The organism is Peptoniphilus harei, from assembly GCF_900454685.1.
Taxonomy (GTDB): Bacteria; Bacillota; Clostridia; order Tissierellales; family Peptoniphilaceae; genus Peptoniphilus_A; species Peptoniphilus_A harei.
In genome coordinates, this window is sequence record NZ_UATM01000032.1 from 1,590,014 (window position 1) to 1,613,272 (window position 23,259).

Consider the following 23,259-nt stretch of genomic DNA (forward strand, 5'->3'; position numbering starts at 1 on the left):
TCTTTATTGGTAATTACTTTACTATAGTTAGATTATGTAATTTTTATGAATTTGTCAATAGTTTTTGTATAAATATAAATTATGAAAATATTTCCATTAGCTTAAAATACAATTCTAACATTGTACTTTTTTACAAAAAAAATAAGGCCCATGACCTTATTTTAAAAATTTATATATTTAATGATTTTTTTAGATTTTCAATTTGAACAGTGACTGCTTCTTCAGCTGGTCCTCCATAAACTTTTCTATTTTTTAAAGAATTTTCAATTTCTATAAAGTTATAAAGATCTTCTTCAAAAATCTTGTTAAAATTCTTATATTTTTCAAGAGAAATTTCTTCTAATTTTAAATTTTCTTCTATAGCATAATTCACGATTTTACCAACTAAGTCATAGGCTTCTCTAAAGGCAAGTCCCTTTAGGACCAAATAGTCTGCTAAGTCTGTGGCATTTAAGAATCCTTTTTCTGCTGAATCTCTCATCTTATCCTTGTTTAGTTCGAGGCTTTCAATAATTCCCTTCATAATTTTTAATGAAGAAGAAGTCGTCTTTACTGAGTCAAATAAGGCTTCCTTATCTTCTTGAAAGTCCTTATTGTAGGCTAATGGCGTTCCCTTTAAAATTGTAAAAACTGTTATTAAATCTCCAAAAGTCCTTCCACTCTTTCCCCTTATTAATTCTGCCATATCGGGATTTTTCTTTTGAGGCATTATAGATGACCCTGTAGAAAATTTGCCAGAAAACTTAATATAATCATATTCACTAGATGAAAAATAAATTAATTCTTCGCAGAGTCTTGATAGGTGGGTCATAATAAGAGAGTTGTTAAATAAAATCTCAAGAACATAGTCCCTATCTGAAACTGAATCCATGGAGTTCTCTGTGGGCTTTTTAAATCCCAAGATTTCACTAGTCATAAACCTATCTATGTCGAAACTTGTTGTGGTAAGGGCACAAGATCCTAAGGGATTCTCATCTATTCTAAGAAGACTATTGTTTAACCTCTCAATATCTCTTTTAAACATCTGACCATAGGCAAGGATATAATGAGCAAAGCTAGTAACTTGTGCATGTTGCATGTGGGTAAAGCCTGGCATTATTGTGTTTTTGTTTTCCTCAGCAAGTGAAATGATTGCTTTTATAAGATTTTTTAAATCCTTATTAATTTCAGCTAAAACTTTCTTAGAATATAACTTAAGGTCTAGGGCACACTGGTCATTTCTAGATCTTGCAGTGTGAAGCTTCTTACCCACACTGCCCACTCTTTTTGTCAGTTCATTTTCCACAAAAGAATGAATATCTTCTTCCTTTAAATCTATTTCAAGTTTTTTAGACTTTATTTCTTCTAAAATATTTTTTAGTTCACTAGCTATAATTTCAAAGTCTTCTTGGCCAATTATTCCTTTTTTACTCAACATCTCAACATGAGCAAGTGAACCAGTGATGTCTTCTTCGAATAAAATTTTATCAAAATCTATTGACTTATTAAATTCATGAGTAAATTCTTCCAGTCCTTCTAAATGAGATCCCCATAAATACATATTAAACTCCTTTATTGATCTTAGCTTCAACTAGGCTTGCTAGTGAATAGAGGTTTATAAATCCATCTGCATCCTTGTGAGAGAATAAATCTTCTGCCCCATCGCCAAAGGAAGCTAAGTCTTCGCTATAAAGTGATTTGTCTGCTTCTACTCCTGCTGGTATAATATTTCCCTTGTAAAGTTTTAATTTCACCTTACCTGTAACATTTTTTGTGATTTCATTTCCAAAAGCCAAAAGTCCCTTGATAGAATTTGAATACCACTTTCCATCATAAACTAAATCGGCAAACTTTATAGAAAGATAGTCTTTTAAGTGGGCTGAGTCCTTATCAAGAGTAATAGATTCAAGAATTTCTAGAGCCTTATAAAGGATAGCTCCACCTGGATTTTCATAAACTCCACGACTCTTCATGCCAACTAGACGATTTTCTACAATGTCATCAATTCCAATTCCATTTTCTCCACCAATTTTATTTAAGTAATTTAAAATTTCTGCAGGTGTCATTTCCTTGCCATTTATTTTTTTTTGCTTCGGCAGCTTCAAATTCAATTTCCACATCGCAAACTTCATCCTTTGCCTTCATTGGAGATACAGACAGTTCTAAAATTTTGTCGTAGTCTGGGAAGTTTTTTGGATTTTCAAGGTCTAAGCCTTCGTGAGACAAGTGCATAATATTTAAATCCTTTGAATAGTTTGTCTCCCTTGATATTTTAAGTGGAATATTGTGGGCTTCTGCATAGTCAATTTCTTCTTCACGAGATTTTATGTCCCAAATTCTCCAAGGTGCAATTATTGGCATATCTGGAGCAAAATGTTTAATCCCCATTTCAAAACGAATTTGATCATTTCCCTTTCCTGTACAGCCGTGGCAAATTGCATCGCAATTTTCTTTTTCTGCAATTTCAACTAGGGACTTTGCTATAAGAGGTCTTGCTGTTGCAGTTCCCAAGAGATAATTTTTTTCATACTTTGCACCCATTTTTATAGTTGGAAATACAAAATCTTTTACATATTCTTCTACAAGATCAACTATATAAATCTTCGAAGCTCCTGTTTTAATAGCCTTCTCTTCTAGGCCTTCAAGTTCTTTTTCTTGACCAACATTTCCCACTACTGCAATAACCTCACAATTATAATTTTCCTTTAACCAAGGAATAATAATTGACGTATCAAGGCCACCTGAATATGCTAGAGCAATTTTTTTATAATTAGTTTTTTTCATTTTTATCCTCCAAATTAAATCTTTAATATTACAACAGCTAACTTTGAGACTCAAAAAAAGTATAAAAAAATCGCCCCTATCAAGGGACGAAGAACGTGGTACCACCCAAATTTGTATATTTCTATACCTCAAAAACTATAACGCATAACCGGGCAAATCTAAATATCGAGATGCCAGTTCCAAGCTCCTATTTCAAATTATCCTCCCTATTTTCTCCCAGCAAACGAAAACTCTCTTTAAGTCTTGGATAATTTTACTTCGCTTTTCAAAACTTTTGATTTGTTTGATATCCTAGCAAGATAATTTTTGTTTGTCAAGCATATTTTTAAAAAAATTTTGTAATTTATCAAGTTAAAATAATTCTATCTATTAAATGCAAAGAAAAATTAATTTTAAAATTTTTTGAATTTTATATCTCTCAAAATATTTTTTAATTTTTTTATAAAAACTATTGACAAAAATAATTTATCGTAGTAGAGTGTTCAGAAATCAATGAAGTGGACAAAAAGTATTTTCAGAAACTTTTTAGAGAGCAAGGTTAGGTGAAAGCTTGCAAGTGAAAGGAATATAATAGAACCACTGAGATTCTGTAAGGAAATTAGTATTTACAGAGGTTAACTGCCTTAAAGTTTTGAGATATCCAAAAGATAATTAGAGTGGTACCGCGGACTTCGCCTCTTTCATAGAGGCGATTTTTTTATTATGGAGGGAAAATTATGAAAAAAATATTAAGTATATCAAGTCTTATTTTACTAGTATTAATATTCGGCCTTGTAATATTTTTTACTAAGTCCAAGGACATTTCTAATTCAAGATTAGATGAAATAAAAAAATCAGGAAAAATCGTCATGGGTTGCAATGCAAACTACCCACCTTTCGAATTTCACAAAAATATAGATGACAAAGACGAAATCCTTGGCCTTGATGTTTTTATTGGAAAGGAAATAGCAAAAGACCTTGGTGTTGAACTAGAAATTTCAGACATGGAATTTTCATCAGTTCTTGCAAGTCTAGATACAGGTGTTATTGATCTAGCTATCTCTGGAGTTTCAAAGACTCCTGAAAGAGAAAAGTCCATGGCCTTTTCAGATGTTTACTATGAACCTAAAAATTATTTATTAGTCAACAAAGAAAATCTTGGCAAGTACACTAAAGAAGATGATGTAAAAGACCTCACTATTGGAGTTCAAACTGCAACTAGCCAAGAAGATATTGGAAAAAATTTGGGCATTAAAAAGTTAGTGTCCTTACCTAAGACACCAGACCTAGTTGCCCAACTTGACAAGGGTCTTATTGATGGGATTATCGTAGAAAAATGTGTTGGCGATAATTATGAGCTTTCCAATGAAAATTTAAAAATTGAAGATTCTTTTTACTTTAAAGCTGAACTTCAAGGGACAGCCATTGGACTAAATAAAAATGACACAGAACTTTTAGACCAAGTTAATAAAACTCTAAAGAGATTAAAAGTTGAAGGTAAACTAGATGAATATTATCAAGAAGCCTTAGATTTATCTACAAAGTAGGTGGACCATGGAAAATATTTATAAAATCGAAAATAAAAAACTTTCTAAAAATAATATAATTAATGGTCTAGTTATTTTTGGATTTTTAATATTTATCTTAATCTTTGGAAAATTATTAATGGAGTTCTTTGGATCTAGCTTGGAAATTTTAAAAAATTATTCATCTTACTATCTAAAAGGACTTTTGGTTACAATTTCACTTTCATTAATTTCTGTAATCCTGGGCTCCATCTTTGGACTCTTCTTATACCTTATGAAGTCATCAGAAATAAAAAGTTTAAAGGTTTTTGCCTCTTGCTATCTTGAACTTGTCAGAGGAACTCCAATGCTGACTCAGGTATTTTTTATATTCTTTGGTCTAGCAAGTATTGTAGACTTTAAAAGCTTTGGACTTTCTATTTCTTCTTTTGCATATATAACAGGAGTTATTGCAGTGAGTTTGAACTCTGCCGCCTACGTTGCAGAAATTATAAGATCAGGTATCAATGCCATTGACAAGGGGCAAATGGAAGCTGCCAAATCTCTTGGTATGAAAAAATCTCTTGCCATGGAAGAAGTTATACTTCCCCAAGCTACAAAAAATATTTTGCCAGCCTTGGCAAATGAATTTATAGCAGTCATTAAGGAAACATCTATTATTTCAACAATTGGTGTGACTGATATTATGTATAATGTCAACCTTGTTAGGGGATCATCTTATAAGGCTCTTGAACCTCTAATACTTGGGTCGCTTCTTTATTTCGCCATTACCTTTACTTTGACCAGATTATTAAAATTTATGGAGGGAAAATATGATAAAAATTCATAATTTACAAAAATCCTTTGGAGACAAAAAAGTCCTCAAGGGGATTGATCTTACTATAGAAGATTTCACAGTAACATCCATTATTGGCGCCAGTGGTTCTGGCAAGTCCACCCTACTTAGGTCCATTAATCTCTTGGAAAAAAGTAATGGCGGAGAAATTTATCTCGATGAATATGAAATTACTGGCGAAAATCCAAACCTAGAAAAAATAAGACAAGAAATTGGCATGGTATTTCAAAATTTTAACCTCTTCCCCAATAAAAGTGTTCTAGAAAATATTACTCTTGCACCAATAAAGGTTAGGGGTGAAGATAAAAAAAAGTGCAGAAGAAAATGCCATAAGCCTTTTAAAGGCCATGGGACTTGAAGACAAAAAAGATTTTTATCCGGACTCCCTTTCTGGCGGTCAAAAACAGAGGGTTGCAATTGCTAGAGCCCTTGCAAATAAACCCAAGTATCTCTTATTTGATGAGCCAACATCAGCCCTTGACCCAGAAATGGTAAAGGAGGTTTTAAACGTTATAAAATCCTTAAAGGACAAGCTGACAATGGTAATTGTCACTCATGAAATGGGGTTTGCAAAGGAAATATCTGATAATATAGTCTTTATGAAGGATGGATTAGTTGAAGACTATGGCAGCCCTCAGCATATTTTTAAAGATACAAATAATTTAAACACAAAAAAATTCTTAGAAGCCGTCTTGTAAAAATTAAAATAAATAATTTGTGCATTAAAATAAGGCCCTGGTTTCCCAGAGCCTTTATTTTTTACATTTTTTCTATATTTATTTTTATGTCGTGACCATTTAGGTTTTCAACTTCTGCATCATTGTCTTCATTAACAACTTCAAGAGCAAGAGTTTCTGACTTAATAAATTCCTTGTCAGCTTCAATAGCTTTTTCAACTTCATCGTCAGACTTATAAGAAATTTTTATGTTGTCAAGAATGTCTAGGTCTTTTTTCTTTCTAAGTTGTTGGATCTTTGATACAAATTCTCTTACATAACCTTCATTTAAAAGTTCTTCGTTAAGTTCTGTATCTAAGATTATAAAGAGGTTATTTTCCATTATTACGTCGAAGCCTTCTTTTGCAGAAATCTTAACTTCAACATAATCTCTTTCAATTTCTGTTTCTTCTCCACCAAGTTCAAGACTTACTTTTCCTTCTTCAAGTTTTCCAAGTAATTCTTTTGCATCAGCTTCTCTTAAAACTTTGCCAAATTCTTTAACCTTTGAACCTAAAATACTTCCACAAACTCTGAAGTTTGGTTTAAGTTCAAATTCCATAAATTCTGAAAGGTCTTCTTCGAATTGAACTTCTTTTACATTAAGCTCTTCTTTAATAAGTTCAGTTAAGTCGCCAATGATTTCCTTATACTTTCCGTCGATGATTACCTTAGAAAGTGGTTGTCTAACCTTGATCTTAGCTTCTTCTCTTGATGCTCTTCCTAGAGTTACAAGATCTCTTACAAGGTCCATTTTTTCTTCAACCTTGTCGTTAATCATGTTTTCATCATAAGTTGGATAGTCAGCTAAGTGAACTGATTCTTCATCTGTAAGTGACTTAAATAATTCTTCTGCTAGGAATGGAACCATAGGTGCAATTAACTTCGTAACGCCGAGTAGGACTTCATAAGTTGTCTTGTATACTGCAACCTTAGTGTTGTCCTTGTCAGTCTTCCAGAATCTTCTTCTATTTCTTCTGATATACCAGTTGGAAATATCTTCTATTACGAAGTCTTGGATTTCTCTTACAACTTTTGTAAGTTCGAATGCATCCATATCTTCTCTTACAATTTTAACAAGTCTATTGTACTTAGACAATAACCACTTGTCGATTTCTTCAAGGTCGTCATAAGAAACTTTTACTTCTCTTGGGTCAATCTTATCTGTATTTGCATATAGACTGAAGAAGTTGTAAGTGTTTCTTAAAGATCTAAAGAATTTTGATTCAATTTCACGAAGTCCATCTTCATCGAATTTTGTTGGAGTCCATGGTGGAGATACATAAAGTAGGTACCACCTAACAACGTCAGCACCATACTTGTCAAAGAGCTCAAAAGGTGCAACTGTGTTGCCACGTGATTTTGACATCTTCTTGCCTTCCTTATCAAGGATAAGGTCGTTAACAAGTACATTCTTATAAGGACTCTTGCCTGTCATGTAAGTTGATATTGCAATAAGAGAGTAGAACCAACCTCTTGTTTGGTCTATCCCTTCACAAATAAAGTCTGATGGGAAAAGTTCATCAAAGTTGTCCTTGTTTTCAAATGGATAGTGCCATTGAGCAAAAGGCATAGCACCAGAGTCGAACCAAACGTCAATTACGTCTGCTTCTCTTGTCATTGGTTTTCCACACTTAGGACACTTAAGGTGGATGTCATCAACATAAGGTCTATGAAGTTCAACATCTTCTGCCACATCTTCTATGGCCTTATTTCTCAAATCTTCAATTGAGCCAACAGATTCTGTGTGACCACATTCACATCTCCAAATTGGAAGTGGAGTACCCCAATATCTTGATCTGGAGATTGCCCAGTCATTTAAGTTTTCTAGCCAGTTGCCAAATCTCTTTTCTCCAACAAAGTCTGGGAACCAGTTAACTCCATTGTTGTTTTCAATTAGTTTATCCTTGAACTTAGTTACTTCTATATACCATGATGGGTGAGCGTAGTAAATAAGTGGAGTGTGACATCTCCAGCAGTGTGGATAGTTGTGAAGCATCTTTTGTTTTGAGAACATAAGATTATTGTCAATTAAATAGTGAAGAACATCGTGGTCAGCATCAATTACAAATTGACCCTTCCAAGGTGTGTCTGTAAACTTACCATCTTCATCAACTGGTTTTAGCATTGGTAGGTCATATCCCCTTGCAGTTTGGTAGTCATCTTCACCAAAGGCAGGAGCAATGTGAACTATACCAGTACCATCATCAGTTGTTACATAATCAGCACAGATTACAAAGAAGGCCTTCTTGTCAACTTCTAGGAATTTAAGAAGTTGTTCATATTCTATATACTCAAGGTCCTTGCCAAGCATCTCTTCTAAGACTTCATATTCATCATCTTTAAATACTTGCTTTGCAAGTGACTTAGCTACATAGTAAATATTTCCGTCAGAGTGCTTAACTTTTATATATTCAACCTTAGGGTTGACAGCAAGGGCAACGTTAGATGGAAGTGTCCATGGAGTAGTTGTCCATGCCAAGAAGTATTCATTATCCTTGTCTTTTAATTTAAATTTACAAGTTGCTGTTGTGGTTTTGATTTCTTCATAACCTTGAGCAACTTCGTGAGATGCAAGTCCAGTACCACATCTTGCACAATAAGGAACTATTTTGTGACCTTCATAAATTAGGCCGTCCTTAAACATCTTATCAAGTATGTGCCAAACTGATTCAATATAATCATTTTCAAGAGTTATATAAGGATGGTCTAGGTCAGTTAAGTATCCCATTCTTCTTGTAAGCTTTCTCCATTCCTTTTCATATTCGAAAACAGATTCTCTACATTTTTTATTAAAGGCTTCAACACCATAGGACTCAATGTCTTGCTTGTTGTGAAGTCCTAATCTTTTTTCAACTTCAATTTCTACTGGAAGACCATGTGTATCCCAACCAGCTTTTCTCTTAACTTGGTAACCAAGCATTGTATGGTATCTACAAGTCAAGTCTTTAAGAGTTCTTGCCATGACATGGTGGATGCCTGGCTTACCATTTGCTGTTGGAGGTCCCTCATATAAGATATAATTTTCTCCGTCTTTTCTTGTTTCAACAGATTTGTGTAGAAGATCTATTTCGTCCCAAAATTTTGAGACATTTTCTTCTCTAACACTTACACTGTCTTTAGATAATTCTTTAAATACTTTCATCTAAAACTCCTTTTCTTCCTTTTTTTATAAAAAATTTTGTATAAAAAAAGCCCCTTCTCAAAAGAGAAGGGACGAACTAACCGCGGTACCACCCTAATTATAGGAAACTATCACTTAATATTATAACGCAAAATAGCGCAAGAGCTTTTGACTCTTGGGCTCCGAGGTGATATGTAAAATTTCGAAAGGCAGTTTTGCACCAACCAACTGTTCTCTTACTTTCTAGAAGTTACCGTCCTCATCAAAGCCTATATGAAATTGTCAATTGTTTGACTTTTAAACATTTTAATTATTTCTGATTGCATACCAGCAAGTGCCACATGGAATTTACAGTGTCTTGTATCTCCTTCAGGGTGCTTGCTGCAGAAAGATTCTTCTTCTTGTAGACACCTATTGATTACAATAGGGCCATCTACAGCTATAAGTATATCATATAAAGTGATTTCTTCCTTGGGTTTATTTAAAAAATATCCGCCCTTAGATCCCCTCTTCGCATCTGTAATACCAGCTAAGTTTAATTTTCTAAGGATTCTAAGTGTAAATCTTTTTGTAACACCTTCGCTCTCAGCAATTTGTGGTGCTCCAATTACCTTTCCCTCGTTCTTAGCAAGATAACTTACAATACGAAATGCATAGTCTGTTTCTTGTGTTATTCTCATATTATCACCTATTTACGATATTATACCATCAATGTTCACAATTTAAAATAGTCATCTTGAATTTTTCTCAACTTAACAATTTCTGAGTCCTGGTTTAGAGAAACATCATCGTAAGTGAGTAGACTTCCCTTTTTAATATCCCTCTTGGCAATAGCACCTTCAGTTACTATCCCTATTGGTAGGTGGTTTCCTTTCTCTTGGTCTTCCTTCTTCTCAAGACTTCCAAAAATCATTTCTCCACCAATAGAATCAAAGGCCTCTCCCTTTTTGATATCCCTCTTGGCTACAGAAACTGTTTCAGCAAAAGGCCTTCCAATAGGAGCAATAGATTCATCTCTTAATACAACAGCATTTATAATAGAAACAATTGTCTCGATGCTAGTCAAGTGATAGGGCCTATAAATAGCGTAGTTTGGACCTTCTCCCATAGAAAGATACTTCATTTCCTTATCTATTATGTCTGATTTTGGTCTTACTACTGCAAAAACTCCTGGAGCAATCCCCGTTGCAAAGTCAACAACTCCATAGGAATTTAAAATTCCCCCATCTTCTTTTAGCTTGAAGTCATCTGAAATACTTTTTGGATCAGTATCTATAAAGTGACAGCCTCTTACGTCTGGCACAAATCCAAGGGCATTGCAAACTGCATTGAGTTCAATCATTGTGTTTGTTCCGTCAACAAAGGAGGTTAGCATCCTAGGGTTTATTCCCTTTTTTTCTGCTGCTTCCCTTAAAGTGTCTGGTGTAGCATAATTATTTAATTCATTATTTTTACCCTTGCCTAAGACTAGGACTTCAAAGCCACAAGTTTTTGCAAATTCATAAATTTCTACAATTGCACCAGGTTCGTCTCCCTTAGTTCCAGAATAAACTACTCCCTTTTCATCTGCCAAGACTTTTAAATAAGGACCAACAGTTGCATCCATTTCCACATTGAGGCTGACAATGTCAACCTTGTTCTCAATAGCAATAAGAGAAAGCCTTGTTCCTGTCTCTGTATCTCCAGTGCAATCCACTAGGCAATCTACAAGGGATGCAGCTATTAAATTATTCGTAGTTCCAATATATTTTTTTTCTTTTAAAAGCTTCTTAGCTTCTTCTATGTCATCAGTAAAGGCAAGGTCATTTTTATCTATATTTGCTGCATCAATGGCAGCTTCCAAAGTTTTTTTATTTCTTGACGCAAATACAAGGGGATAAAAATTTTCATTTTGGCTAAGCAAAGTGAAAAGCGAGCTTCCCATAATACCTGAACCAACAATTCCAACAGAAATATTCCCAAATTCCTTTAATTTTTTCTGTAAATAAAACATACTTCCTCCAAATCTATTGCAAGATATAATTTCAAAATTAATCGCAAAGACTATTTTAATCTGATTTAACTTCTATTGCAAATTGCTTTTTTCCCTCAATATTTTTCCGAGCCTATAGCCGCAGCTAAAGGCAAAGTGAAGATTGTAACCACCACAGTCCCCATCAATGTCTAGGGCCTCTCCAATTATATAGAGGTCCTTAAATTTTTTTGATTCATAGTTTTCTGGATTTACTTCATCAAGAGAAACTCCACCTCTTGTCACTTGGGCATTTTTAAATCCAGTGTTTCCTGTTACTCTAAAACGAGATTTTAAAAGTAGTCCAACAATCTTTTCAAAGTCTCCAACAGGAATCATGTTCATGGCAATATTTTTGTCCATATTTAGCGAGTCAACTATATAGTGGATAAACTTTTTGTCTACAATACCCAGCAAAAATTCTTCAAGTGAAAAGTCTGGGAACATGTAATACCTGTTGTAGAGCATATCGATGCTATCTTCATTTAAGTTATTTATAAGGGGAACTTCAATTATGTTATTATCACTAATATTTACCGACATATCTAGAATTGGTGGACCACTAATTCCGTAGTTAGTAAATAAAATTTCCCCTTCTCTCTCATCTACAAGTTTTTCATCCTTTAATAGCCTTGCACGACCTAGGACCTTTGTCCCACTTAGGTGTTTTAAATATTTTGAGTCAAGTTTTAACTGAGTAAGAGCTGGTTTTAAATCAGTAACCCTTATTCCCATCTTTTTTAGGATTTCAAAGCTAACTCCATCGGACCCACTTGCTGGCATGGCCTTGCCACCAAAGGCAGCTACCACTACATCAGCCTTGAGAGTCTCGTCATTAGTTATAAGCTCATAGCCCTTTTTTCTCTTCTTGATTTCCTTAACTTGCGAATTAGTTTTTATTTCTATTCCCTTTTTCTCAAGCCAATAAATAAGAATATTTAAAACAGAATTTGCCTTTAAGCTTATGGGATAGACTCTTTCTCCGTCACGAGTTGATTCAAGTCCTAAAATTTTAAAGTGATTTATAAGATCTTCGTTAGTAAATTCTTCTAGGGTTCTTTTTACAAAGTCAGGAGAAGAATAATTTTTCTCAGTCAAGTTCATGTTGGTGTAATTGCACCTTCCGTTGCCTGTGGCCAACAATTTTTTCCCAATCCTGTCATTTTTTTCTAAAAGAATTACCTTGTTGTTTTCATTTTTTGCATTTATTGCAGTGACAATTCCACTTGCCCCTGCGCCAATTATTATTATATCCATATTATCACTCATAAATTATATCCTAAGTTCATATAATTTTACAAGATTTAAGCCATTTTATGTTATAATGACTTAGAAATTTGGAGGATGTATGAAAAATAAAATTTATATAACTGGTCACAAAAATCCAGATACTGATAGCATATGTTCTGCCATAGCCCTTGCAGAATTAAAAAACAAGATGGGCGAAGACGCTGAAGCAATTAGATTGGGAAACCTAAATAGGGAAACAGAATTTGTCCTAGACTACTTTAAGGTCCAAAGACCAAGGCTAAAAACTTCTATTAAGCCACAAGTTCGCGACATAGAAATTGATGCAGCTTACTGTGTCAACCCAAGTCTTTCTATGGCCTCTGCCATGGACCTAATTCAAAAAAATAATATTAGTTCACTCCCTGTAGTTGATGACGATGACAACTTAATTGGGATAGTGAGTCTTTCCAACATAGCATCAACTTACATGGAAATTTGGGACGACTCAATTATTGGCAGGTCTAATACAAGTTTCGAAAATATTTTAGAAGTACTTAAGGGAAAGGTCCTCTATCTTCCCAAAGATCCAAGAAAATTCACTGGCAAGATGGCTGTCAAAGCCATAAAAAATCAAGACCTTATAAGCGAAGGGGACATTGTAATTGTTGGTGACGATGTAAAGGACCAAGAATCTGTAATAAGAAAAGGAGTTTCTCTTTTAATCCTAACTATTTCTAGTAAGCTTGACGATGAACTCATGGAGCTTGCAAAAGAAAATAATGTTGCAGTGATTTCAACTGGCCTATCTACCTTTATGGTGGCAAGACTTTTGCCTCAAGCTGTGCCTGTTGAATATGTAATGACAAGAGATGACCTAGTAGTTTTTCACAAAGACGATTTAATTGACGACGTAAGAGAAAAAATGTCTCAATCGAGATTTAGGTCATATCCAGTCCTTGACAACAAGAACAAGGTTATAGGAAATATTTCAAGATACCACTTGATTTCAAATTTAAAGAAGAAAATAATTTTAGTAGACCACAACGAGAGGAACCAATCTATTGACGACATTGACGCTGCAGAAATTGTTCAAATTGTGGACCACCATAGGGTTGCAAATATCTCCACATCTTCCCCAATTTATTTTAGGAACGAACCTGTGGGATCAACTGCTACAATTGTTTCAAAGATGTTTTTTGAAAATGGGATCAAACCATCTCGTGAAGTTGCTGGACTTCTTTGTGCAGCAATCATTTCTGACACCTTACTCTTTAGGTCACCAACTTCAACTGAGACAGATAAGTATGTCTTAAACAAGATGAAAAAAATTGCAGCCATTGATGTTGATGACTTTGCCATGAAGATGTTCCGTGCAGGCACGAGCCTTGAAGGCAGAAAACCTGATGAACTTTTAAAGTCTGATGTTAAAAACTTTTCTGTTGAAGGAGTTAATGTAAGGGTCTGCCAAATTTTTACCATGGACCTAGAGTCAACAGCTTCAGTTGAAAATGAACTAAAAGAGACCATGGAAAACTTTGTAGCTACATCTGATGCAGAGACTTTCGTCCTAATGATTACAGACATTTTTAAAGAAGTTTCCGAAGTCATCTTGGCAGGTTCCTTCAAGGAAGCTATTGCAAGAAAATTTGACAAGAACCTAGTTGGAGATAAGTTTTTATCAGAAGGTCTTCTCTCAAGAAAAAAACAACTTTTACCAAAGATTTCCTCAGCAATATCAGAAGAAATTTCATAAGAAGATAAAAAAATAAGAGTCTATCAAGTGATAGACTCTTATTTTTGTTAGTTTAATTGTTACAAGACTCACCACAGCCACATGAACCGTCGTGATCATCATGGGAATCGCACCCACATGAATGGTCATGATCGTGGTCGTGTTGGTGGTGGTCATTATCCTCTTCACTGTTTTCATCTATATAGACGTTGACTTCTTTTATTCCATAAACTTTTTCAAGTTCATCGGCAAATTCTACTACAGTTTTTTTGTCAAAGCCATAGATGTAAACTTCGCTTCCATAATTTAAGATTTCTAATTTTAAAATTCCATCATCATAAAGACTTAAGCCCATAAAGTTTAAGGCACTTTCACCTATAAGATTTTCTAAAATTAATTTTTTAAAGTCTTCATCAATGATGCCTTGCAAGATATACTCGTATCCATTTTCATCTGAATAAACAGCCAAGTCATCTACAAGTTTTTTTGATTTCTTGTCTTCTTTTAAAACTGTGATTTGATAAGAATCGCACCTATTAAGGTAAATTCTTACAAGGTCTTTTAGGTGTGAAAGGTCTATGTTTTCATCAATAAAAACATCATTTTCAAAATTTATATAATACAATTTATGCCTCCTACTTAGTCAAGAGATAGAATTCAATATAGGCATTTTCCATCTTGTCTTCATTGCCAAAATAAATATTTGTGAAATAGATTTTATAGTTGTCATCTTCTATTGCTAGGTCTTCTAACTTTATTTGCTCCTTAGTCTTTTTAAGAGTTTTCAGTTTATCCCTTAGGGCCACTAGATCAATAGACTTCTTAAGCCTGTAGTCACCATTAGCTTTTTTATAAATATTTATTTCTTTATTATTTTTTTCAAACTTATAGTCCCCAGATTTCGCTTCCTTATCTAGTGAGTAAACAAAAATAATATTCTTATATCCTTCTATATCTAAATTAAATCCAAGTTCTCCTTCGTCGACAATGCCATCAGTGTAAGAGTAACCAAGATAAGATTGGTTTTCAACTTTATTAGAGAAGCCAAAGACTCTTGTGAAACTTTCTTCGCTAAGTTTAAATTCCTTTGGAAGATATTTTAACTCTTCAAGTCTGTCTCTCTTATCCATATAAGAAACTATATCTATTATTTGGTTTTTTACAAAGCTATCGAGCTTCACATCAGACCTTATGTCTTCTCCAGCAATCATGTTGTTCTCCTTTAAGAGTTTTTCAAACCTAGCATTTTGTGACCTAGTTCTAAGTCTTGTTGCAGAGGCTGGCCCAATTCCAGTTATCAATATAATGGCAGCTAAGAAAATTGGCACAGTTATATTTGAATTTTCTCTATAAAAAATATAGTAAATTAAGGATAAAAATACCCAAAGTCCTACAGCTAATACAATGTATCTGTTTTCTGTAAGTCCATATTCCCCAATTCTTAGGTAAATTGCAAAAAACATCATCCCAAGCAGAGGGAATAAACTTATTGGAAAAATAATTTTAAATTTATTTATAAATCCAATTGAGTCCACTCTTGAAAGGAAAAACAAGTAAACCACAGAAAAAGATGCGAACCAAATTACAAGATTTACTATTAAGTTATTTGGGATTTGCCAAAGTACTAAAATCTTTATAAAGTATGCCAAGAGAATTAAAGCATAAATAATTACAAGTGGCGTAAATATATAGACCAAAAGAATCCTAAAGGGTTTGGGATACTTGTAGTCTGTAAAGGAGTCCCTCACCTTTGGAAAATCTTGGAAAAAAGTTATCACGTTAAATAAGATAAAGGAAAATATTCCAATTCTTAAATAAACTAAGGATCCAAAACTAAATTTAAAAAGTGAATCCAGGGCAAATACTATAGCAGAAACTCCTACAAAAACTATAAAGCTGTAAATGTTGGAAATTATAAAGGCTCTTAAGATTTTTGCAACATAGGCTACATAGTCTTCGTGATAATTAAATTTTGCTACAAAGGAAGATGCCACTATTAGTGATGCTATCAGGGTAAAGAAAACCAAATTATCATCATATTTTGTCAAAGGACCTGCCTCATTAGATACTAATTCGTAAATTCCATAAAGTATGGGCAAGCTTACAACATAAGAAATTATTTTTAATAAATTATTATTTTTTAAGTTTTTTAGATCATAAAAATTTCTTAATCCTTCATTGAAAAGTCTTATAAATGCATATAAAAATATGGCAAAGATAAAAACTAATCCGTAAGTTATCATTTTATTGTTAAAGTCTTCTGCATTTTGATCATAAGTCGCTAGTATCAAAAATATACTTGCAAGTGTAGCTGATATTATTGTAAAGGGAAATCTTTTAAAAGTATCTTTTATACTTTTAAAATCAAGAATTTTAATATTAAGTTTTTTCATAATTACCTCCCTTTTTTAATAATATACTAAAGACAATAATTTTTAAAGAATTTCACTTAAACCTTTATCATTGTATCCACTTTGACATATTTATTTTTTGTATACAAGTTCTCCTTCAGAGATTGTATATAGGACTTCCCCTCTAAGGGTCTTATCCTTGAAAGGTGTATTAGAAGATTTAGATTTATATTTATCTATCTTATATTCACTATCGAGATCTATTATTGCAAGGTCAGCAATTTTTCCTTGGCTTATTTCTCCTCCCTCAAGTCCATAAATTCTTGCTGGATTTGTAGACATGAGTTCAATTAATTTCATAAGGCTAATTTCTTCTGTCAAAACTAAATTTTCATAGCAAATTGAAAAAGACGTCTCAAGACCGATTATTCCCGATGGAGCCTTAGTTATTTCTTTAGATTTTTCTTCTGCAGTGTGAGGGGCATGGTCTGTTGCAATAATTTCTATTGTTCCTTCTTTTATTCCCTTAATAATTCTAAGTCTATCCTCTTCACTCCTTAGTGGAGGATTCATTTTTGCAAGACTTCCATATTCTAAAACTGCAGAATCATTTAGAGCTATGTGGTGGGGTGTTACTTCTGCATAAATATTTGCGCCCATTTCCTTTCCAAACTTCACAAGGTCTACTCCAAGTCCTGTGGAAATATGTTGGATAGAAATTTTTGCCCCAGTATAGATTGCCATAGCCACGTCTCTTGCTATAAAAGATGTCTCTGCAATATTAGGTGAACCATATATTCCAAGTTTTTCTGAAACTTCTGAATGGTTTATTCCATTTTGTCCAATTAAGTCTGGGTCTTCTTCGTGGAAGGAAATAATTGCATCAAGGTCTTTGGCCCTGTTCATTGCTTCAAGTATAAGTTCAGAATTCCTATTTGGGATTCCATCATCAGTGAAGGCAACTGCTCCCCTCTTAAAATTTTCTTCCATATCAACTAGTTCTAAGTCTCCAAAATTTTTTGTAAGAGCTGAAACTGTAAAAACTTTTAGGGGTAAGTCTCTGGCCTTCTTGTAATGTTCAATTATTTTTTCCTTAGAATCAATTTTTGGACTTGTGTTTGCCATTTGGACCACACTAGTAAAGCCACCAGCAATGGCAGCTTGGCTTCCTGTCACTAGGTCTTCCTTTTGAGTTTGACCAGGATCTCTAAAGTGAACATGGACATCTATTAGGCCTGGGACTACGACTTTTTCTCTTGCATCAATAACTTCTTCCTTGTCACTTGATGCTTCAATATCTTTTGCAATCTTTATAATTTTCCCATCTTCAATCTTTATGTCTATAACTTCATCTCTTTTAGATACTGGATCAAGAACTCTTCCACCTTTAATTATCATATAAACTCCTCTTAAATAAAATCTTAAAAAATCAAATAAAATTCTACATCCTAAAAAAGACGAGGGTTAACCTCGCCTTTTAAAATATTTTATTCTTCTTCTGCCTCTTCTTCGTCTTCGTCATAAATTTCTAAATCGTCAAAGTCGAAATCATCATCATAAAGGTCGAATTCAATGTCATCATTTTCATAAACATAATCTTCAAGATCAGCAAGATCTTCTTCAATAATATCTACATAGTCTTCAATTTCTTCACGAGATTCTCTCATTTCATCGATAACATCACTTAGAATATCTACAAGTTCAGAAATAATTTTTCCTTCATTTGTAGTAGTGTCTAAATCATATCCATCACAAAGACCTCGTAAGTAAGATATTCTCTTTAATAAATATTCCATGTTTCCTCCAAGTTTCCTCCAAATTAAACTCTAGACATATATTCGCCATCTCTAGTGTCAATTCTTATCATATCGCCTGTATTGATAAATAGTGGCACGTTGAGAGTAAAGCCTGTTTCTACTGTAGCTGGTTTAGATCCACCACTTGATGTATCTCCCTTCACGCCTGGTTCTGTTTGAGTAACTTCTAATTCAACAAAGTTAGGAGGAGTTACCCTAAATGCCTTTCCCTTGTAGAAGTTAATAGTAGCCATGTCATTTTCCTTAATAAAGTTAAGAGCATCTTCCACCATGTCTTTTTCTAGTGGGATTTGTTCGTAGGATTCTTGATCCATGAAGTAGTAAAGTTCACCGTCAGAATATAGGTATTGCATTTCTTTGTTTTCAATAACAACTCTTTCAAATTTTTCAGATGGGTTAAAAGTAGTGTCTCTAATTCCACCAGTTAGTACTGATTTAATTTTACTTCTTACAAAGGCAGCTCCCTTTCCTGGTTTAACGTGTTGGAAATCAATAACTTCCCAAACATCTCCATCCCATTCAAATGTAAGTCCTTTTCTTAATTCTCCTGCGTTGATCATATTATCCTCCATATTTAAGTATTATCTTCTATGTCGTAGTAGTTAAGTGAAATTGGCTGAAATTTTATGTATTCAGGCAACAAATAACCATATAAACTGAAGACTCGTGAAGAATATTTAACTCCTATACCTGAGTTTCTATCATATAGGTCTATTAAATATCCATTTAAAGTGCAAGTATTAGCAATTTGTGCATTTTCCTTTAGTATAATTATACCAGATAATGTATTATCATTAAACACAACTTTATCATTTATTATGAAAATTTGACCCCTAGTAGATGATAAAAATTTTAAAGTTCCTGACTTTTGAATAATTATATCTTTTTTTGATACATCATAAAGTGGATTTAATTTTTTGATGTAAGAATCACTTTCTTCATCGTACAATTCTATCTCTTCGAAAATAATATATTTCCCACCCTGATAATCATAAATAAAATCGCCGTCAAGATATATTTTTTTATTATTTTTATCTGTCCAATCATCGCATGCAAATTTTTCTCTTAAATTATTTAAAGCTTCTCCATTTACTTTAGATGAATTTAGAATTCCATCTTCTTCCTTATAAATTTTATTTATGTAGTGACCTCGAATCCTCCCGTCCACAAGAGTATCCTTATATTTGATTTGACTCTTGAGGCTAATTAAGTCTATATCCTTATTTTTTTCATCTTCATAATCTTCTTTCTTAAAATTAAGACTTAAGAGTTCAGTATCTTCTGGAAGTTTTTTTATCTTTAACTTATTAGAGGAATCTTTAAAAATAAAATCTTCTAGGTCTTTTTGAAAGTCATCTTGTGAGATTTTTATATTAAGTGTTGACTCTAAAGCATAGTTTGCTTGAAGAGACTCCAGTCTATTTTTACTTATGTAAGTAGAACCAGACATGTAGGAGTAAATAAAATAAAAAAAGATTGCAAGGAGGCTAATGAGTAAAATTGTAAAAATATAAATATATCCCTTTTCTCTTTTACTCATAAAGTCTTGACCTCTTTGCAATCTTTCTTATAATTTCTTCTTTATCCTTATATCCAATTTTTATAGAAAAACAATCTCCTTCATCATCAATAGAAAATGAAGAAATGTTATCTGCTAGTGCATTGACTCCGTCGGACTCAATCTTTTCCGTTTTGCCTAACCTGTCCCTCAGAAGAGAATACCTGTAAACTTTATTGTTCTTTAGTCCAAAGAAAACATAATTAAATTTATTTTCAACTGGCTGGATAAAATAAATTTTTCCATCAACAACTGTATAGTAATCACTTGAAGTGATCTCATCTTTTATGTAACCCAAGGCGTAGGACAAGTCAGATGAAATATTTTCATTTTCATAGGTTTTTGTCAGGGCCTTCTGAGACACTCCCAAGATTGATGTTATTACCATCCCAATTATTAAGAGCATGGCCATGGACATAACAAGTTCAATCAGTGAATAGGCCTCCCTTTTTGAGGTATACCTCCATCTTAATCTCTTCATCAGAACCTCGTCTCTTTCCCCTTAAAATTATATGGTCTAACTTATCTTCTGACTCCTTCTCAACTTCAATCTTAAATTTATCATTAAAACCATCGGCATCATCAAAGTGTAAATCTAAGTCTTCATTATTGTAGGAGCTACCAATTACTTCTTCCATTCTAGATGACATGAGGCTTATAAGTTCTTCCCTCTCGCCGATATAAGTCTGATTCTTTAAAAGACTTATTACATTAGGAAGAATTGTTGACGCTATTAGTGCCAAGAGAACAATAGAAAATAAAACTTCAAGCATTAAGTTGCCCTTGTGCTTATTCTTTATAATCAATAAAATTCACCTTACCTGTCACTGGCTGTATTGTAATCTTATATTTCTTATCTCCAATGGAAAAAATCATTGTTCCAGCTGATGATTTTTCATTTACATAAGAGGGCTTACCCTTTTTTGAAAAAGTAATTTCGCTGAGGTTTGTGGACTCTAATTTAAGAAGAGAATTAAATTTAACTTCTTTTGACTTTTTACCAAATTTTATTGAGTAACCTTGGTCATTTAAAGTCATTGAAGTCCTCAAATTATTTATTTGAGAATAATTTTTTAAAAATTTTAAATCAAGTGCTAGTTCTTTTACTTGTTCTCTAGCCTGAACCCTGTCCCTTATTTTAAAATTAAGTCCTCCAATGCTAAGTAAAACTAAAATTATGCCTATGCTAATCACTAACTCAATTAGGGTAAAGGCTTTGTTCTTCTTCATAGTAATCAACTTCTTTTAAAAATAAAAGTAAATCTTCATCCTCTTCTGCTATAAAGTAAATATAGCTTATATCGTCTTGGGCTAAGTTTATTCTAGTCCACTGATTCTCAAGAATTTCTCCACTAAAAGGCAAGTTTTCTCCAGCAATATTTATAGTTCCCATTTCTCTAAAAGATTTTTTTGGAAGATATATAGAAAAAGAAAGACCATTGCAGTGCCTGTCCACTCCAAGTTTCACTTTGTCATTTAAATCCTTTTTACTTGCAAAGACAGATGTGATTCCATCTTCTGGATAATAATCTAATTTTATATTATCGCTTTCAATAAACTTTAAACCCTCTTCATTAGATTTAGTTTTATCTTGTTCAAATATACTTTCACTTTTAATTGAATCGCTTAAATTTAAGGGCTTAGCTGAAATACTATTCTTATCTAAATTTTTTATTGTCTCTTCATGACCCTTGATTTGCTTTTGATTCTTAGCTATATTCTTAATATTACTTTGCTTTTTATTCTTTAATTGAATATTTTTCTTGGTATTAGTAATTTTTTCAGAGTTTTTTTCTTTAGTTACATCTTGTTTTTCTTTATCTTCTGATTTCTTCTCTTCAATTTGTTTATTTTCTCCAAAGTAAGCCTTCTTTAAATCGCTATAATAAATTGCCTTTGAAGGTTTCTCTGCTTTAAGCCTGTAATTGAAGTTTCCTTCATCACTTCTAGTCAAGTCAATACTAGAGTATCCATAGTAATTAATAAGGTTCTCAATTTTATTTAAGTTATTAGAGTTTACGCTCCCCTTAATAATTAAACTTTCAATATCACTTTGAGATTCTTTAGAAAAATTATCTTTACTTATATTGCTTTCCTTGGCAATTTTTTCTAATTTATCTTGTGAGAAGTCACGGAATCCCTTATATGTAAATTCTTCTTCGATTACAGGCATATTATCCTTAAGACTTGCTTCAGATGTGCTTTGGACTTCATTCTTTAATAGAAAATTATAAAATAAAAATTCAATTAAAAGTAAAATCAAAAGGCTGGATAGGATTTTTTCTCTCTTTGAAAGTTTTCGATATCCAATTTTTTTGCAAAAAATATCATAAATATCCATTTAATTTTTCCTCAAGATAAGCTGCTAAGTCCTTGTGAAGCCTTGTGTTAGGATGAATTCCATCGATAAGGTCTTCTTCTATATAGTTTTCTTTAGCATAATCGTAGAAGGATACGACCCTATAGTCTCCTTCTCTTTCCTTTAAGATCCTATCAAAATCTTCTATTTTTTTATTTACAGAAGTAAAATTTATAAAACTTTTATAGGCTTCGTCAAGATTTAAAAAAGACGTTGGATAAGGTGTAATTATGAAAATTTTTCCCTTATTTATTTTTAACTTATCTACAATTTTAAAAATATTATCTAAGACATGATCAAGAGACTTCCCATTATAAAAATCATTTAAACCAATACAAACTAAATTCACATCATAGGCAATTAAGTTATCTAGTGTCAAAAGTAGTTCGTCACTAGTTAGACCATTAACCCCATAGTTATCAATATCATAACCTTTTCCCGATAAGTAATAAACTAAGGATTTTCCTCCTACTAAAAATCCCTCAAAAATCGAATCACCTAAGGCACAGAATTTCATAAGCCCTCCTATAAAAGTCCTTCTTCAAGAAAACTAAAGTATCTGTTGTCTCCAATAATTATATGATCCAAGATGTCTATACCAATAATCTTAGAAGCCTCAATTAAATTTTTTGTGAGCCCTATATCTTCCTTTGATGGGCTGGGGTCACCAGTTGGGTGATTATGTAATAGAATTATGCTGTGAGCATTGTCAGATATAGCGGCCCTGAAAACTTCCCTTGCATGGACTATAGTCATATTAATAGTTCCCTTAGAAATTTCCCTGATAAAGTTTATTTCCTTCTTTGTATTAAGAGTCATAATCCTAAAGTGTTCTTGCTCCAATACACTCATCTCGCTCAACACATAATTAGCAGCTATAGATGGCGAAGTAACTCTTATCTTTGTTCCATTACTTGAAACAGCAAGTCTTATGCCCAGTTGGACTGCCGCCAAGATCATAGCAGCCTTGGCCTCTCCTATTCCATCAACCTCCATAAGATTAGAAAGGTTTGCATTCTTTAAGGAGTTTAGTCCATTAGAATCATTAGCTGTCCTAAGGGACCTCAAAACCTTAGTAGCAGTATCAATGGCTGAATCTCCCTTCCTATTTCCCGTCCTAATAATTAGGGCTAGGAGTTCAGCATTAGATAGATAATCTGGACCAAACTTAATTAGTTTCTCTTGAGGCCTTTCGTCCTCTGGCATTTCCTTTATAGTGTATTTTTCAAAATCTCTCTCTTTCATCTAAACCACCAAT

Annotated in this window: 22 protein-coding genes, 1 pseudogene and 3 other annotated features; of the genes and pseudogenes, 4 read left to right on the forward strand and 19 right to left on the reverse strand. The window is 33.0% G+C overall.

Annotated features, from left to right (window positions below):
* Window positions 1–169 precede the first annotated feature (169 nt).
* From argH to DRZ96_RS12115, 3 genes are read right to left on the reverse strand one after another with little or no spacing between them, the layout of a single operon-like run.
* Window positions 170–1,540, reverse strand: a complete 1,371-nt coding sequence (argH, locus tag DRZ96_RS08900) for an argininosuccinate lyase (protein ID WP_112890376.1) — start codon at window positions 1,538–1,540, stop codon at window positions 170–172.
* A gap of 1 nt (window position 1,541) precedes the next feature.
* On the reverse strand, window positions 1,542–2,045 hold the full coding sequence (locus DRZ96_RS12110) for an adenine nucleotide alpha hydrolase family protein (protein WP_306344722.1): 504 nt from the start codon (window positions 2,043–2,045) through the stop codon (window positions 1,542–1,544).
* Window positions 2,011–2,763 carry an argininosuccinate synthase gene (locus DRZ96_RS12115; RefSeq protein WP_306344723.1) on the reverse strand — a complete coding sequence of 251 codons (753 nt, stop codon included), beginning with the start codon at window positions 2,761–2,763 and terminating at the stop codon, window positions 2,011–2,013. The genes DRZ96_RS12110 and DRZ96_RS12115 overlap by 35 nt, the downstream gene beginning before the upstream one ends.
* A 79-nt stretch (window positions 2,764–2,842) precedes the next feature.
* Window positions 2,843–3,041, reverse strand: a binding site (T-box leader).
* Between the two features lie 205 nt (window positions 3,042–3,246).
* Window positions 3,247–3,445, forward strand: a binding site (T-box leader).
* 34 nt (window positions 3,446–3,479) lie between these two features.
* On the opposite strand from DRZ96_RS12115, the gene DRZ96_RS08910 reads away from it, so the two are divergent.
* The 3 genes and pseudogenes from DRZ96_RS08910 (at window position 3,480) to DRZ96_RS08920 (ending at window position 5,801) form a co-directional block, all read left to right on the forward strand.
* Entirely contained in the window at window positions 3,480–4,289 is an 810-nt protein-coding gene (locus tag DRZ96_RS08910; RefSeq protein WP_112890377.1) for a transporter substrate-binding domain-containing protein, read from the forward strand.
* A 7-nt stretch (window positions 4,290–4,296) separates the two neighbouring features.
* A complete protein-coding gene (locus tag DRZ96_RS08915; protein ID WP_112890378.1) occupies window positions 4,297–5,097 on the forward strand; it encodes an amino acid ABC transporter permease in 801 nt (266 codons plus the stop codon).
* Window positions 5,081–5,801: pseudogene (locus DRZ96_RS08920) on the forward strand (amino acid ABC transporter ATP-binding protein). The gene DRZ96_RS08915 and the pseudogene DRZ96_RS08920 overlap by 17 nt, the downstream one beginning before the upstream one ends.
* Before the next feature lie 61 nt (window positions 5,802–5,862).
* Here the strand turns inward: DRZ96_RS08920 and ileS are convergent.
* The 4 genes from ileS to DRZ96_RS08940 form a co-directional block, all read right to left on the reverse strand.
* Window positions 5,863–8,964 carry an isoleucine--tRNA ligase gene (gene ileS, locus DRZ96_RS08925; RefSeq protein WP_112890379.1) on the reverse strand — a complete coding sequence of 1,034 codons (3,102 nt, stop codon included), beginning with the start codon at window positions 8,962–8,964 and terminating at the stop codon, window positions 5,863–5,865.
* Window positions 8,965–9,028: 64 nt separating this feature from the next.
* Window positions 9,029–9,218: a binding site (T-box leader), on the reverse strand.
* Window positions 9,213–9,623 carry an RrF2 family transcriptional regulator gene (locus tag DRZ96_RS08930; RefSeq protein WP_112890380.1) on the reverse strand — a complete coding sequence of 137 codons (411 nt, stop codon included), beginning with the start codon at window positions 9,621–9,623 and terminating at the stop codon, window positions 9,213–9,215. It overlaps the preceding feature by 6 nt.
* Window positions 9,624–9,658: 35 nt before the next feature.
* On the reverse strand, window positions 9,659–10,936 hold the full coding sequence (locus tag DRZ96_RS08935; RefSeq protein ID WP_112890381.1) for an NAD(P)H-dependent oxidoreductase: 1,278 nt from the start codon (window positions 10,934–10,936) through the stop codon (window positions 9,659–9,661).
* Between the two features lie 72 nt (window positions 10,937–11,008).
* Entirely contained in the window at window positions 11,009–12,223 is a 1,215-nt protein-coding gene (locus tag DRZ96_RS08940) for a BaiN/RdsA family NAD(P)/FAD-dependent oxidoreductase (protein WP_236587190.1), read from the reverse strand.
* Window positions 12,224–12,302: 79 nt separating this feature from the next.
* Here DRZ96_RS08940 and DRZ96_RS08945 point away from each other — a divergent pair, with 79 nt between their 5' ends.
* Window positions 12,303–13,937 (forward strand): putative manganese-dependent inorganic diphosphatase, encoded by a 1,635-nt coding sequence (locus DRZ96_RS08945; RefSeq protein WP_112890382.1) that lies wholly within the window; start codon window positions 12,303–12,305, stop codon window positions 13,935–13,937.
* Window positions 13,938–13,989: 52 nt separating this feature from the next.
* On the opposite strand, the gene DRZ96_RS08950 is transcribed toward DRZ96_RS08945, so the two are convergent.
* The 12 genes from DRZ96_RS08950 to radC form a co-directional block, all read right to left on the reverse strand.
* Window positions 13,990–14,541, reverse strand: a complete 552-nt coding sequence (locus DRZ96_RS08950) for a hypothetical protein (RefSeq protein ID WP_112890383.1) — start codon at window positions 14,539–14,541, stop codon at window positions 13,990–13,992.
* 10 nt (window positions 14,542–14,551) lie between these two features.
* Window positions 14,552–16,309 (reverse strand): DUF4153 domain-containing protein, encoded by a 1,758-nt coding sequence (locus DRZ96_RS08955; protein ID WP_236587191.1) that lies wholly within the window; start codon window positions 16,307–16,309, stop codon window positions 14,552–14,554.
* Between the two features lie 90 nt (window positions 16,310–16,399).
* On the reverse strand, window positions 16,400–17,665 hold the full coding sequence (locus DRZ96_RS08960) for a dihydroorotase (protein WP_112890384.1): 1,266 nt from the start codon (window positions 17,663–17,665) through the stop codon (window positions 16,400–16,402).
* 89 nt (window positions 17,666–17,754) lie between these two features.
* A complete protein-coding gene (locus tag DRZ96_RS08965) occupies window positions 17,755–18,063 on the reverse strand; it encodes a CD1247 N-terminal domain-containing protein (protein ID WP_112890385.1) in 309 nt (102 codons plus the stop codon).
* Window positions 18,064–18,086: 23 nt separating this feature from the next.
* Window positions 18,087–18,644: an elongation factor P gene (efp, locus tag DRZ96_RS08970; protein ID WP_070700128.1), complete on the reverse strand. Its 558-nt coding sequence runs from the start codon at window positions 18,642–18,644 to the stop codon at window positions 18,087–18,089.
* A 14-nt stretch (window positions 18,645–18,658) separates the two neighbouring features.
* On the reverse strand, window positions 18,659–19,624 hold the full coding sequence (locus DRZ96_RS08975; RefSeq protein WP_112890386.1) for a hypothetical protein: 966 nt from the start codon (window positions 19,622–19,624) through the stop codon (window positions 18,659–18,661).
* Window positions 19,617–20,123, reverse strand: a complete 507-nt coding sequence (locus DRZ96_RS08980) for a PilW family protein (protein ID WP_236587192.1) — start codon at window positions 20,121–20,123, stop codon at window positions 19,617–19,619. Before DRZ96_RS08980 ends, DRZ96_RS08975 begins: the two co-directional genes overlap by 8 nt.
* Entirely contained in the window at window positions 20,068–20,448 is a 381-nt protein-coding gene (locus DRZ96_RS08985; RefSeq protein ID WP_236587193.1) for a type II secretion system protein, read from the reverse strand. The genes DRZ96_RS08980 and DRZ96_RS08985 overlap by 56 nt, the downstream gene beginning before the upstream one ends.
* On the reverse strand, window positions 20,432–20,872 hold the full coding sequence (locus DRZ96_RS08990) for a prepilin-type N-terminal cleavage/methylation domain-containing protein (protein WP_112890388.1): 441 nt from the start codon (window positions 20,870–20,872) through the stop codon (window positions 20,432–20,434). The genes DRZ96_RS08985 and DRZ96_RS08990 overlap by 17 nt, the downstream gene beginning before the upstream one ends.
* Window positions 20,841–21,983 (reverse strand): hypothetical protein, encoded by a 1,143-nt coding sequence (locus DRZ96_RS08995; RefSeq protein ID WP_112890389.1) that lies wholly within the window; start codon window positions 21,981–21,983, stop codon window positions 20,841–20,843. Before DRZ96_RS08995 ends, DRZ96_RS08990 begins: the two co-directional genes overlap by 32 nt.
* Window positions 21,970–22,518, reverse strand: coding sequence for an SGNH/GDSL hydrolase family protein (locus tag DRZ96_RS09000; RefSeq protein WP_112890390.1), 549 nt, complete (start codon window positions 22,516–22,518; stop codon window positions 21,970–21,972). The genes DRZ96_RS08995 and DRZ96_RS09000 overlap by 14 nt, the downstream gene beginning before the upstream one ends.
* An 8-nt stretch (window positions 22,519–22,526) precedes the next feature.
* A complete protein-coding gene (radC, locus tag DRZ96_RS09005; protein WP_112890391.1) occupies window positions 22,527–23,246 on the reverse strand; it encodes a RadC family protein in 720 nt (239 codons plus the stop codon).
* Window positions 23,247–23,259 lie beyond the last annotated feature (13 nt).

Bases quoted from the DNA above. Each gene is read 5' to 3' on its own strand.
- DRZ96_RS08955 (WP_236587191.1), bottom strand. From the start codon at position 16,309: ATGAAAAAACTTAATATTAAAATTCTTGATTTTAAAAGTATAAAAGAT.
- DRZ96_RS08975 (WP_112890386.1), bottom strand. From the start codon at position 19,624: ATGAGTAAAAGAGAAAAGGGATATATTTATATTTTTACAATTTTACTC.
- ileS (WP_112890379.1), bottom strand. From the start codon at position 8,964: ATGAAAGTATTTAAAGAATTATCTAAAGACAGTGTAAGTGTTAGAGAA.
- DRZ96_RS08960 (WP_112890384.1), bottom strand. From the start codon at position 17,665: ATGATAATTAAAGGTGGAAGAGTTCTTGATCCAGTATCTAAAAGAGAT.
- DRZ96_RS08915 (WP_112890378.1), top strand. From the start codon at position 4,297: ATGGAAAATATTTATAAAATCGAAAATAAAAAACTTTCTAAAAATAAT.
- DRZ96_RS12115 (WP_306344723.1), bottom strand. From the start codon at position 2,763: ATGAAAAAAACTAATTATAAAAAAATTGCTCTAGCATATTCAGGTGGC.
- DRZ96_RS08930 (WP_112890380.1), bottom strand. From the start codon at position 9,623: ATGAGAATAACACAAGAAACAGACTATGCATTTCGTATTGTAAGTTAT.
- radC (WP_112890391.1), bottom strand. From the start codon at position 23,246: ATGAAAGAGAGAGATTTTGAAAAATACACTATAAAGGAAATGCCAGAG.
- efp (WP_070700128.1), bottom strand. From the start codon at position 18,644: ATGATCAACGCAGGAGAATTAAGAAAAGGACTTACATTTGAATGGGAT.
- DRZ96_RS08935 (WP_112890381.1), bottom strand. From the start codon at position 10,936: ATGTTTTATTTACAGAAAAAATTAAAGGAATTTGGGAATATTTCTGTT.
- DRZ96_RS08965 (WP_112890385.1), bottom strand. From the start codon at position 18,063: ATGGAATATTTATTAAAGAGAATATCTTACTTACGAGGTCTTTGTGAT.
- DRZ96_RS08945 (WP_112890382.1), top strand. From the start codon at position 12,303: ATGAAAAATAAAATTTATATAACTGGTCACAAAAATCCAGATACTGAT.
- DRZ96_RS09000 (WP_112890390.1), bottom strand. From the start codon at position 22,518: ATGAAATTCTGTGCCTTAGGTGATTCGATTTTTGAGGGATTTTTAGTA.
- DRZ96_RS08990 (WP_112890388.1), bottom strand. From the start codon at position 20,872: ATGAAGAAGAACAAAGCCTTTACCCTAATTGAGTTAGTGATTAGCATA.
- DRZ96_RS08940 (WP_236587190.1), bottom strand. From the start codon at position 12,223: ATGAGTGATAATATGGATATAATAATAATTGGCGCAGGGGCAAGTGGA.
- DRZ96_RS08910 (WP_112890377.1), top strand. From the start codon at position 3,480: ATGAAAAAAATATTAAGTATATCAAGTCTTATTTTACTAGTATTAATA.
- DRZ96_RS08995 (WP_112890389.1), bottom strand. From the start codon at position 21,983: ATGGATATTTATGATATTTTTTGCAAAAAAATTGGATATCGAAAACTT.
- argH (WP_112890376.1), bottom strand. From the start codon at position 1,540: ATGTATTTATGGGGATCTCATTTAGAAGGACTGGAAGAATTTACTCAT.
- DRZ96_RS12110 (WP_306344722.1), bottom strand. From the start codon at position 2,045: ATGACACCTGCAGAAATTTTAAATTACTTAAATAAAATTGGTGGAGAA.
- DRZ96_RS08980 (WP_236587192.1), bottom strand. From the start codon at position 20,123: ATGAAGAGATTAAGATGGAGGTATACCTCAAAAAGGGAGGCCTATTCA.